The organism is Microcystis wesenbergii FACHB-1317 (assembly GCF_014696875.1).
Lineage (GTDB): Bacteria > Cyanobacteriota > Cyanobacteriia > Cyanobacteriales > Microcystaceae > Microcystis > Microcystis wesenbergii_A.
Genome location: NZ_JACJQV010000235.1, coordinates 1 through 12,033 on the forward strand (window position 1 = coordinate 1; position 12,033 = coordinate 12,033).

Below are 12,033 nucleotides of genomic sequence, written 5' to 3' on the forward strand. Positions count from 1 at the left end.
CTAGCCTCGTGATTAGGATTGCGTTTTACTTGCACATCTAGGCTACCACAGGCTTTTATTTCTCTGATGGATTGATGTAAATATTTAGTCTCTGGATGCCCTGACCTTTGCTTGTCTTCGAGATAGTTAACTTTTCGGTTATGAGTTCCTCGAATTAATAAATGAGAGTTAGGACTTCTTGATTGGGCAAATAAATCAAATATGTCTGCCTCACAATCTCCGATTGTTACGACTTGAATATCTTCGGGTATTTGTTGCTGTGTTTCTGATAAAGAATCTAACCATCTTTGACTTTCTTTTTCTTGAGTTTCTCTTTTTTTGCGTTGCTTGGCAATCCCTAAATTCTTTTCTTCTCTTGCCCAGACATATTGATTAATCAGTCCTAAAGGTATTCCTTGTCCTGACACTCCTAATGTGGTATGAACTTTGAGACCAAAGGATTTTTTATAATCTAGATAACCCATTCCTTTTTTGGCTTTTTGGGTCGTAAAGTCTAAACTTGTTGTGTCTTGCACTGCCAAAACTATTGGATGTTCTTTGATTCTTTCTACTGTACTTTTAGCTTGGGCGGCAATTATATCTGAGGGGTGAAAATAGGGGGAATTCCAAAAGTCGTAGGTGGCACTCGCTGCGGCTAGATTTCCCGAAGCTTGTGGCACACTTGTACTAGGTTGGCTGGCCAAGTTTTCTACGATACTGATTAACCTTTTCTTTCTTCTGGTGTCCCCTAGGTCTGCATACTGTAATTCTTGGGCTGCCCATTTCTCCATTTTTTTGCTTACCTCCACCTTAATTCCTTCTTTCAAAACTATACCTATCAATCGTTTCCCCTTTTTTTAAGTTTCTTCTCTTTTTGTTAAGAAAGATCTGACTAATGGATAGCTTATTAAGGGGGGATTAAGGGGGGATTAAGGGGGGATCCCCCCGCCTATCGGCACCCCCCTTATCAAGGGGGGCAGGGGGGATCGAACCTAAAATCCATTTTTAATTTAATTATAACCAGCTACTTAACTGATAACTGATTACTGATTACTGTTTACTGATAGCTAAAAAAATATTTAAACTTCTAATAAATTTTCTAGGCGATCAAGAACTATATCGGTGATACACTTAATCCGGTATAAACAGGCTTTAGTATCTGTGGAGTTGAAAGTGCCATTTTCCCAATATTTGTTACTACCGGCACCACCCCCACAAACCCCAAAATAATCGCATTTTTGCCGACATAAATCGACTCCACCGCGCATATCAGCGTAAATTTGTTGAAATTTCTCGGTTTCACAGATAGATTCTAGGGAATCGCTCAAAACATTACCAAAGATAAAATCGCCGTAGGGTTGGGTTTTAATCGATAGTAATTCTGGATCAAAGGTGGAAAAATTACCTTGATTATCAAAATTGACAATCATAAAAGGTCGATTCATATCGGTATTTTCTAAGCGTTCATCGGCATAAATCAAACTACAGATCGATTCAAATTCCCGCAGCTTAAATTCTCCTTGTTTGGCCGTGACTAACTCCCAAAATCTGGCAATAAACTGGCGATAACGTTGTTCAATGCCTAATTTATCCAAGGAAGATTGCGAATGAATACCCTCGGTTTCTTCCATATTAAAAGCCACATCGGTAAGGCCATGATCCCAAAAAAAGTTAAAAATTTCGTCGGGATAGTCGAGGGAATCTTCTGTTAAAACAGCGATGATACTGACATCAATTTTATGTTTTTGCAAGAAAGAAATCCCCCGCATAGTAGCAGCATGACTGCCAGTTCCCTTACGGTTTTGCCGGTGGATATCGTGAATAAAAGCTGGTCCATCAAGACTAACTCCCACATAAACATCATGCTTTTTAAATAATTGACACCAAGCGTCGTTAATATAAGTGGCGTTAGTTTGTACCGAATAACGAAAACAGTAACCCTGCTGATTATATTTCTCGCTAACTTCCGCAATTTTAGCAAAGGCACTTTCATAAAAACTAATGGGAACTGCTAAGGGTTCGCCTGCGTGCCAGCAAATGGTAAAATCATTTTGGAGAAAACGACTACTAAAAACCCTCTGAAAAATCGGCTCGATTAAATCTAAGGATAGGGTATTTTTTAAATGGCGATCGGGTAAATAACAGTAATCACAATTGAGATTACAAAAAGAGGTCGGCTGCACGACTACCAAGGTAATTGGACCACAATCCGACCAATCTATATTTCTGTTTTTTTCCATCATTCTATTTTTAATATTCTCCCTTAAGTGGGTGGGTGGAATTAAATATAAGATGAACGTAGGTTGGGTTGAAGCATGAAACCCAACGCCCGCATAGTTGACGCTACCGCTAACCCATCCTACAAATAATTGTGCCTCCCTACTTAAGTATGATAACTGATTCTGGGAAGTCTATCTTAATTCTACCTATACTATTTCCTATTCCCTCAATAATAAATAATATAATTGACCCGGAGTATTAATTAAACCGGCTCTCTCGCCAGCATTTTTTCCTGTTCCCATAAAAATATCTACCCTCCCAGTACCTTTAATTGCGCTGCCAGTATCTTGATCGAGAACATAGCGACTCACTAATTTTTTATTAAGATTTCCTTGGGGAATTTCTGTCTCAATTACTGCTAAAGCGCCGGGGGGAAAAATACTTTTATCTGTAGCGATCGATCTTTCTGGTAAAACTGGAACTCCAATACTACCAGTGGGAGGCGCACCGTGGGTTTCTCGAAAGAAAATAAACCGATTATTGCGGGGGATATAATTCTTTAATTGCTCAGGATTACTTCTGAGAAAATCCAAAACCATTGGTAAGGTTAAACCCTCGGCGGGAAAAATACCATCGGCAATCATTTCTTTTCCCAGACTTGTGTAGGGATGCTCGGTGTTGCCATCAAAACCAATGCTCATAATTTGACCCTTAGGTAAACGTAATTTCGCCGAACCTTGCACATGAACTAAATAAGCTTCTAAGCGATCTTTTAACCAGACTAATTCGTATCCTGCCAGACGGCTATTTTCCCCTAGTAAACCATCTTTTCCCTCTAATTCTACCCTAGCTGGATGGGGTTTAGACCAGCGAGAAAAGTTAGCAGGTCGGCGATAAAGAGGATATTTATACTCGGCGTTTTTTTGCCGACTTGCTTGATAAATTGGCTCAAAATAACCAGTAAATTTAACATTTCCCTGGCTATCATTACCTAAAGAACGATACCAAATAAATTCTTTTTTAACTGCCTTTTGTAGAGCTGCGGGAGTGGGAGAATTCTGCACTAATTGACGAAACCGTACTAAGGAACGCTGCACTCGCTGACGAGTTATTTCAGGAATAGGATAATTTTCATAGGCGCGGATCGCCGCCGAGCTATTCAGATAACGTAAACTATGATCGATCGCTTGTAGTAGGGTTTTTTTGTCCGTTAGCAGTCGTTCATCGTATCCCGTAGATGTTCCCAATTGTGAGATTTCAAGGCGTTCTAGGGGCAAATTTGCGGGGGTGAGGGCAATTAATCCCAAGCTGAGGGGGAGGATTGTCAAAAGGTGTTTCATGGTGATAGGAATGGGCAGCTATTGACTCGATTAACAATCAAGAAGGATAAATGAGAAAAGTTGTTTCTTGTTTATATCATGAGGATAGTTGTTGCCGATAAATCTTAATTTGTTCCAAGCGAGGGCCGACCTTAGAAATGATGGTAAATTCTAAATTTTGGTAATATAATTGTTCTCCCACCTTCGGTATTTTTTGCCAATGATGGAGGACAAAACCAGCTAGGGTTTGGTATTCATCGGCCAAGGGTAAACTTAAATTTAATGCTTTGTTCACGTCCTCTAAATTCATTTGTGCTTGTACGAGAAAAGTCGATTCATCGAGGAGTTGATATTCCACTGTTCCTGATTGATCACTAGGGGGAAAAGTTCCTAGAATCTCGCCGATTAAATCTTTCAGGGTTAATAAACCGGCTGTTCTGCCAAATTCATCCACAATGATAACCATCTTTAAGGATGATTCCTGCATCACTATCAGTAATTCATTTAAAGGGGTAGTTTCGGGGAAAAAACGCACAGGTTTTAACCAAGGTTTAATCGGGGTTGTTAAATTTAACTGACCTTCGACAAGGGGTAAAGCTAAATCTTTAAAATCGATCAGACCACGGATATCATCACCAGAATCTCCTGCCACAGGATAACAAGAATAGCCACTGTTAACCACGTTGAGCAATAATTCCTCAAAAGTTGCGGTCGAGGGAATAGCTATTAAACGGTTATGGGGAACCATGATTTCCGCAGCAGTGATTTCGCCAAACTGGAAGACATTATTTAAAATTTTCCTTTCCGCTGCTTCTAATCCCGTTAATTCCCCTTCCATGCTGATAATTAATTGTAATTCCTCGCAAGTTACCCGATTAGAACGCTGTAGATCCACTTCGGGAATACGGGTTAAAACCAATAAAAAACGAGTTGATTGGTTCAGAGTACCGATAAAAGGCTTAAAAATCCGGGAAATAACGCCAATAGGTGCTGCTAATAATCGCGCCATCGGTTCGGCATAAATTAAAGCTAGGGATTTGGGATAAAGTTCCCCAAAAACTATCTGGAGATAGGCAACGATTAAAAAAGCTAGACAAAGAGAGAAACCATGGGAGAGAAGATTTTGCCAGTTTAAAGAAAAGGGTAAAAAACTTAGTAATTTCCTCACAAAAACGGTCATGGTACTCTCCCCGATCCAACCTAAAGCTAAACTAGAAAGAGTGATGCCTAATTGGGTAGTGGAAAGTAAGCGATCGAGACTTCTTTGTAGAGATTGTACCGTCTGCGCTGGCACATCTCCCGCAGCCACTAGCTGACTGATGCGGGTACGACGGACAGACACAAGCGAAAATTCGGCCGCTACGAAAAAAGCATTGAGGACGATTAGTAAAAAGACTAAAATTAAACGAGTCAATAAATCCTGATTATCCATAGCGAAAAGGCAAAATTCGCCTTTTTTAAAGCCTATCCTTTGGTTTCGTCCTTTGATTGCGGTTGGTTTTTCTGTTGTTGCATATAAACTCTCACTCTTTTAATTACTTCTTCTTCTTTCACGGGGATAAAAGTTTGATTGCGACCATAACTGGTGCGATCGTTGGTAAACTTTTTAGCGGGGTTGATATCCGGTTGACTGACTCCCTTCAGGGAGGCGATTCCCAATTGATAGGCTACCCAACCGCTACCGAAGCCGGCGGCTAACATGGCTACCATCAAAAGGAGTCCTAACTGCAAGGAGGTGCTGATTGAAAATTTTTTCATCTTGGTGGGGCTGAATTTTCACGTTCAGAGTAATTACCGATCTATAATGAGTTATTAGTATAACCCAGGGTTGGCCGAGCGGTTGAGGCAACGAACTCATAATTCGTGCTAGGCAGGTTCAACTCCTGCACCCTGGATAGTTTTGATGGCTTCGGGTGATCGGCTTTGACTGCACTAGAGTAGGCGGCGGTGACAGATTACCTGACCATTTTCAGCTACTTTGAGAACAGAAGTACAATCATTAATTTTATCCTTTTCATTTTTCAGGAAAGCTAAAAAAAAAACAAGAATCCCAGTAGTGTAGCTTTTTTGTTGGACGAATCAATTCCCCAATGCTGGGTAATAGCAAATCCTGTTGTGAAAAGCTGATAACAATCAATCATATAAGTAGTCGTGCAAAATTAATTTCCTAGTGAAGATAGGCAAGAGGCAAGAGGCAAGAGGCAAGAGGCAAGAGGCAAGAGGTGGTTAGATATGTGTAATTAATTTTGCTTAGGTACTTAGTCATTGCCAAACAGCTCGAATCATTAAAAATTTGATTTCCCCAAAACTTTGCGCTTTAAAGCTAGAACACGAGGACGCGCACCTTGACTAGAAAATCCTAACCCTTCACGGAATATTTCGGGCATATAATAACGAACTGCATCTTCTTTATCCTTGTCCTCGTAAATTACTCCCATTTGCTCAAGAACATTGACTGTAGTAGCATCCAGAGCAAACTGTTCTAGAGAAAAAGGAATTTTTTTATCACTATATTGGGTTAAACTTTTTTGTACCCAGCTTTCAAATATAGGATATTCTTCTTTTGCTTCTCTAACTTTTTCCTGACTACAGGGTTCAAGCGCTCGTCGAATCGCTTGGGGAGGCAACAGTCTAGTATTCGACCATTTAGGAAATTGTACTTCTTCTGTTTTTTCTACAGTAACATTCGCAGCATAATACAAAAATCTCACAATATCCCTAGCTTGCAGTCTCCCATTAAAATCAGTTAAAGCCGCAAAAATCCAATTGGCTGACTTAGCTTCTTTGGAATTATCTAAACCTAATTTTTTGCCCCAAAGTAGTTCTAATTTTTCTTTTAAATCTTCAATTGAACAATCGAATAAATCCTGAGAGCGAGCATTAATAACTGATGATTGTATGCAGAGCCAATAGGAAAGTTTAATGAACGATTCTAGATTCCAAGATAGATCATAATCACGATATAAGCCTTCAAATTGTTGCAAGTTTTGTGTGATGATATGTTGGAGAAAATCTCGACGCAGAAAAATTATTAACCCAATATGAGAGTCTCGGATATCCCACAACTTATTCGGTAAATTTTCAATCAAAGCTTTTAAAGCTTTTTGCTGCTGGTTATCCGTAGCTATATGAGGAAAATTATCTTCTAAACCATCGAATAAAAATATAACTCTTGAATTTTTATCCTGAAGATAATGATTGAGTTTCTGAAGATTTGTATCGGGATCATTATAACCCACCACAGTAGAAATTTCTCTGATCCAAAAATTTGCCCAATTAACCTCATTCCAATCTTTATTAGATAGGGATTGAGTTATTTTATCTTCTAAGTCGGAAGCAGTAAAATGGTATTCTTGATTATCTATTGATTTCATTACATTTTCTCTAGCTTCCTTGAGAATATTTTTAGCATTTCCATCTAACTTTTTCGATTGTAGTAGGGGAAATATTAAACCGAGATTTTCTCGGGAATTTTCTTGATTTTGAGGATCAACTTTATTTAAAAAATTTTCCCAAGACTGTAGGCGAGATAGCTGAATATAATTAAAGGTTTTTCCCGCACCTTTAGCACCAATTGAGATAACATTAGGTAGTTTATCTTGAAAATTACGAGCCAGATTTTTTAATGGCTCGGTAATGAGTAAATCTTCCCCTTGTCCCCTTTCTGCATAAATATATTTATTGCAAGTATCCCTGAGTTTTTTCACATCATCTAAGGAGTTATCTGAAGGTGTGGCTGATGCAATGCTATTATTAGATAATTTATCTTCTGCCCATTGTCTTGCCAGTTCCATCAAGGAAGTTGAACTTAATTTGTTTTGAGCTTCGTCCCAATTGTTAACATATAGTAACTCTTGGGCGAAATAAGTTTCTTTAATATCCAGTCTAGTAGTATATAAACTCTCATTTTTGGGTTGAACATAAGCCGACTGTAATTGCTCTAAAATATTCTCAAATGCTGATAAATTTCTGACTTCTGGGGTTAAAAAACTAATAATTATCGAAGGATCATAATAATTATCATCCTTTACTTTTGAGTCACTGGGAGCTAGTAAGCCAATTTTTTCTAAAACCATCCTGACACCTCGCCAAGATTGCTCATTAACTGTTGTTACTAAAAATCTTTGGATTCTAGAGTCAAATAAAATTGGGCTAGAAATTTCACTTAATCCTGCTCTTAAATCAATAAATATATAATCTACTGCTAATTTTTGCCCTAATTGATGAATTGCATCCCCTACCTCCCAAGCACCCGACGGATTTCTGGCTAAATTTTCTGGCAGTATAGGAGTATCTAAAAGTTCTTCTTCTTCAATAAAAGCTGGTAAAAAATATAAAGTTGATTTATTTTGCTGTTTGGCAGTTTTCTTAATTTCTTGAGTTACCCAAGAGAGTGCCACCTCTAGAGATGGCTTGGGATATTGATAAACTTCTAAAAAATTGCTCAAAGATACGGTTGCCTCTTGATTTTCATTCCTTTGCCAATAGGTTAACCCCGGAGCCTCTAAATCTGAGTCAATAACTAAAATTTTAACTGGTTTATTTATCTCTTTTGCTCTTGCTAAGAGAGCAAGAATATAAGCAGCTAAATGTAGGGTTCTTCCCACACCACCTTTAAAAGAATAAAAAGCAATAATTTCTGGCTTATCTTGATAAGCATTGGCTAAAAAATTATCCGATTGCTCTGAATCTTTATTTGCTTTTAAATAAGCGACTTCCTGCCAAAAAGGTCGAATCGATGGAGAAAAATCAGAACTATTATCTATTAAAATAAATTCTACAGGAATAGAAGCATTATCAATATCTAGCTGAATAATTTGTTCTGATTCTTGATACCAATCTCCGAACCATTCTTTTAATATTGAGTTAGCTTTTGGTTGATCATCTTGATTTTGAATACCAATCTCTAAAGCACTACTAAAACAACTAATTTTAACAATACCATCAGGTAAGTCATTTCCGTTAGCGGTTTCGCGAGCAATTTTTCTTTTAATATCAAACCAAGTTAGTAATGGCCGTCTTCTCATAGTCTCTGCAACTCCTGTGCAATCCAACGTAATATATCTAACAATTTTTTTTCTAATTCACTATCCTTGATATTTTCACAGCATCCCCCATATCGCCACATTTGATTAATTTCACCGCAAGAAAGCTCTCTCTCTTGATTATTTTTTAAAGGTTTCATACTTAATTGTGAGGGAAGTTTTAGTTTTTCTCCCGCAGCTAGTTTGTCTAGTAACTTATTTATATCATGCCGCACTTCAAGTAATTCTCGACAAGAATCGGTGCAATCTTTACTTTGTCTTTTCAGTAAAACCGCTTTGAGACCACATTCAACGGAGTAAAATAGCAATAAACGATGAGCGTTAGTTCTGATTTCGACCTTTGCCGCTCGTTGATTTTCTCTCCATGCTTTTTGTAGTTCTCTGTCTGTAAAAGGAATCACCCAGTCAACCCTTTGCACGATAGGGTTAGATCCTAGCACAAAAAAACCCGCTGGCGCGGGCTTTTTCCACAAAACCAAAGTTTTAATTAACCTAACAACGCTTTTGCCTTCGCTACCACGTTATCCACGGTAAAACCGAACTTCTCTGACATTCCTAGATAAAATATCGTAATTTTGTTAAAATAATCTCAAAGAAAAGCCTCTAAAATCAAAGGTAATGTCTAAAATCGCTAAAAAACTTAGTAATTCTCCTTTTCGTTATCCCGGCGGTAAATTTTATGCCCGTAAGCTAATCTTAGCTTGTCTTCCCAGTCACCATAAGTATTGTGAACCTTTTGCGGGGGGAGCATCTATATTCTTTGCTAAGGAAAGTGTAGCAGAGAATATTCTCAATGACAAAGATGAGGAATTAATGAACTGTTATCGACATATCAAAGATCATCTTAATAGTCTAATTGAATTATTAAAAGGTCTAAACGCTACCAAGGAATTACACAATTATTATAAAAATGAATTTCAACCAGCCAATGACCTAGAAAGAGCCATGCGTTGGTATTATCTAAATAGAACTTCCTACTCAGGAATTATGAAACTTGAAAATTGTTATTGGGGCTATGGTGATAAGTATTCTATGCGTCCTGAAAACTGGCCTTCTCACCTAAAAACCACTTCGGAAAAACTGCAAAATGTCAATTTATCTTGTTTAGATTTTGAAGATTTAATCAATCAATTACCCGATGATTACTTTTTATTTGTCGATCCTCCTTACTTTCAAGCAGATCAAAATAAATTCTATTCCTGCTTCTTCAGTCTAGAAGATCATGAAAGGTTATGTAAGAAGTTGAAAAAACATCAACATCGATTTAAATTTCTTTTGACTTATGATAATTGCTCCGAAATTAGAGAAATGTATGATTGGTGTATTTCTTTACAAGATAATGAATGGAATTACACTATTAATCGAACTGATGATCAAAAAAATGGTTTAAAATTGGAACATGGTTATCAGAGTGAAAGACGCAAGGGCAAGGAGGTATTTATTGCTAATTATGATCTTGAGAAACCTGCAAGATTTACACCTCTACAATTAAGTTTATTCGATGTATCTTGATTCCTAATTTTAATCAAGTAAATCCTCTATTTTTTCTATCGGTAGCCATGGTTGTAGAGGTTCAGCCGTATTAACATCAAAGAAAATTTTGGGATAATTAGGGATGAAATTACAGTTGTGATCGTGGCATTTCTGGCGAGAACACTTGATATTATTGGTTTGATTTGCTGTTAAATCTTTACTTCTGGCAACGTACATTTTCAAAAGGGCTTCTTCTTGATTATTAATATTAATTTTGCTTAAAAATATTTGCTCTTTTGGTGTGGGGTTCCAAACAAATAGTCCCGTTTCTAAATTGGTCTGAAAAAAAGCATTGGCAAGAGATGTAATCACTAAATCAAAATCTGTTTCAATATATTGATCTTTGTGAATATTGAGGCTTGTTGAAGGTATTCCTATCAATTTAGACCTTTGTTCTGCCGCTTTGTCTCCTAAGGTTCTTGATCTCATACATTTGACTTCAATAAAAGGTCTGATACCTCCCTGAAGACGGAAACTACCTTTTTTGGCTAACTTACATTCAGCAGAGTATTTTTTGGCGTTTTTTTGATTGATAATAGCTACATCTATATCGTGAGAACCAGCTTGAGGATTTAAGCGAGGATTAGTAACTAAATAATTATTCGCGAGTATTTTTGACAGTTCATCTTGTACAGTGAACTCAAAAAACTTGCCACGAATCATAGGAATAACTTTTGGATCATTGAGAACTTCTGTAATATATTTGATATTCAAACTATAACTCTTACAAAAACTTTCTATTTTTTCAAACCATTCCCATTCAAGCTCGTTATCATGCAAAAACTGCTCAAGCAATTTAATCAAATCTTCTGACATCATCAGTATTTACATCGGAATTTATAGACATAGTGTTAAAAAGCTCCGAAAGACTTATGTTTAATGCTCTACATAAAGAAATCAAGCATAGTAAAGAAGGATTCCTTTTACCACGTTCAAGAAGACTGATGTAAGTTCTATCCAAATTGGCCGCTTCGGCCAACCTTTCTTGGGATAAACCCTTTTGAATGCGAGCATTATGTAAACATCTGCCAAATTGAGCTAAATTGTTCAAGGGGTGACAAGGCGACTAAAAGGCTTGCTGGATAAGGCGCATAGCCGTTAGACCCCTAGAAAAATCGGGGTGTTTTCCTGGCTTGAGGCGGATCAAAGAAAAGGCGAGTTCCGAGTACGCGTCCATCGACTCGATCCAGAAGCTCCCATAAGTACCTATCCAAAAATCGCTATGTCTTTCCGGACCGCGTTTCGCTTCTTTGGAGCGACAAATATAATCGCGAGTTCCCGATTTCTTGAGATTTTGACCCCGGGTTGTATTCAAAGAGTAAGCGATAGCGATTAATAAAATTAAGGCGAGAAAGCGAGGCTCGCTCACTTTCGTTTTTTCAAGATTATATCCTCCCGTTTTACAATCTTTGAACATCGCTTCAATCCCGAATCGAGATTTATATAACTTGAGAGTTATCTCTAAAGATTCTAGGTTGGTCAATAAATACCAAGGCTCTTTAGACCCTTTAGTTCGATAACCTCTTTTCCAATAAGTTGCTAGGTTGAACCCCTCGATCTCATGGCTTTTCGTGTGGGTCACTCCCCGAAAGAAGTTTCGCTCGCCCCGGTTCGGTTCTAACTCGGAAAGGGCTTGATAGTTTTCTCCATCTTTCAATCGCGTGTAGGTACTTTTCTTTTGACGGAAGATAAAAGCTACACCTCTGTCGTCAAGCCACTTCCCTAATTGCGCTGACTGAAATTCACGGTCTCCCATTACGACGAGCGGATAGGGTTTCAACAACCCTAAGACTGGCTTGAGGAATTTTTTCTGTTCCCCGAGAGCGCTACTTCCTTTTTTATTCAGTAACACCCAATATACGGGCAAAGCTCTCCGACCACAAATCACACTGGCGACGAATAAATTTCTCCCCTTCCAATCGGTTCTATCTATGACG

At 37.9% G+C, this 12,033-nt stretch carries 10 protein-coding genes, 1 tRNA gene and 1 pseudogene; 2 read left to right on the top strand and 10 right to left on the bottom strand.

Annotated elements, in window-relative coordinates; all coding sequences use genetic code 11:
- The 5 genes and pseudogenes from H6F92_RS24470 to H6F92_RS24490 all read right to left on the bottom strand — a co-directional run.
- A pseudogene (locus H6F92_RS24470) lies at positions 1-770 on the bottom strand (IS4-like element ISMae7 family transposase); the annotation flags it as partial.
- 288 nt (positions 771-1,058) lie between these two features.
- Positions 1,059-2,219, bottom strand: a complete 1,161-nt coding sequence (gene grrM / locus H6F92_RS24475; RefSeq protein WP_190359828.1) for a cyclophane-forming radical SAM/SPASM peptide maturase GrrM/OscB — start codon at positions 2,217-2,219, stop codon at positions 1,059-1,061.
- A 198-nt stretch (positions 2,220-2,417) separates the two neighbouring features.
- On the bottom strand, positions 2,418-3,539 hold the full coding sequence (gene mltA, locus H6F92_RS24480; RefSeq protein WP_190359829.1) for a murein transglycosylase A: 1,122 nt from the start codon (positions 3,537-3,539) through the stop codon (positions 2,418-2,420).
- A 76-nt stretch (positions 3,540-3,615) separates the two neighbouring features.
- Complete coding sequence (locus tag H6F92_RS24485) at positions 3,616-4,950, bottom strand: hemolysin family protein (RefSeq protein ID WP_190359830.1); 1,335 nt, start codon at positions 4,948-4,950, stop codon at positions 3,616-3,618.
- A 32-nt stretch (positions 4,951-4,982) separates the two neighbouring features.
- Positions 4,983-5,276 carry a hypothetical protein gene (locus tag H6F92_RS24490; protein WP_004159404.1) on the bottom strand — a complete coding sequence of 98 codons (294 nt, stop codon included), beginning with the start codon at positions 5,274-5,276 and terminating at the stop codon, positions 4,983-4,985.
- 64 nt (positions 5,277-5,340) lie between these two features.
- On the opposite strand from H6F92_RS24490, the gene H6F92_RS24495 reads away from it, so the two are divergent.
- Positions 5,341-5,413, top strand: a tRNA-Ile gene (locus H6F92_RS24495).
- Between the two features lie 390 nt (positions 5,414-5,803).
- Here H6F92_RS24495 and H6F92_RS24500 read toward each other — a convergent pair.
- Both H6F92_RS24500 and H6F92_RS24505 read right to left on the bottom strand, forming a co-directional pair.
- Positions 5,804-8,545 carry a KGGVGR-motif variant AAA ATPase gene (locus tag H6F92_RS24500; RefSeq protein ID WP_190359831.1) on the bottom strand — a complete coding sequence of 914 codons (2,742 nt, stop codon included), beginning with the start codon at positions 8,543-8,545 and terminating at the stop codon, positions 5,804-5,806.
- Entirely contained in the window at positions 8,542-8,982 is a 441-nt protein-coding gene (locus tag H6F92_RS24505; RefSeq protein WP_190359832.1) for a hypothetical protein, read from the bottom strand. Before H6F92_RS24505 ends, H6F92_RS24500 begins: the two co-directional genes overlap by 4 nt.
- A gap of 199 nt (positions 8,983-9,181) precedes the next feature.
- On the opposite strand from H6F92_RS24505, the gene H6F92_RS24510 reads away from it, so the two are divergent.
- Positions 9,182-10,075 (top strand): DNA adenine methylase, encoded by an 894-nt coding sequence (locus H6F92_RS24510; protein WP_190359833.1) that lies wholly within the window; start codon positions 9,182-9,184, stop codon positions 10,073-10,075.
- 9 nt (positions 10,076-10,084) lie between these two features.
- Here the strand turns inward: H6F92_RS24510 and H6F92_RS24515 are convergent, their stop codons facing one another.
- From H6F92_RS24515 to H6F92_RS24520, 3 genes are all read right to left on the bottom strand, one after another.
- A complete protein-coding gene (locus H6F92_RS24515) occupies positions 10,085-10,915 on the bottom strand; it encodes a hypothetical protein (RefSeq protein WP_016515557.1) in 831 nt (276 codons plus the stop codon).
- On the bottom strand, positions 10,893-11,147 hold the full coding sequence (locus H6F92_RS26365; protein WP_338420918.1) for a helix-turn-helix domain-containing protein: 255 nt from the start codon (positions 11,145-11,147) through the stop codon (positions 10,893-10,895). The genes H6F92_RS24515 and H6F92_RS26365 overlap by 23 nt, the downstream gene beginning before the upstream one ends.
- Positions 11,148-11,162: 15 nt before the next feature.
- Positions 11,163-12,033, bottom strand: an 871-nt coding sequence (locus tag H6F92_RS24520; protein ID WP_190359834.1) for an IS4 family transposase, incomplete at its 5' end; no start/stop codon positions are given.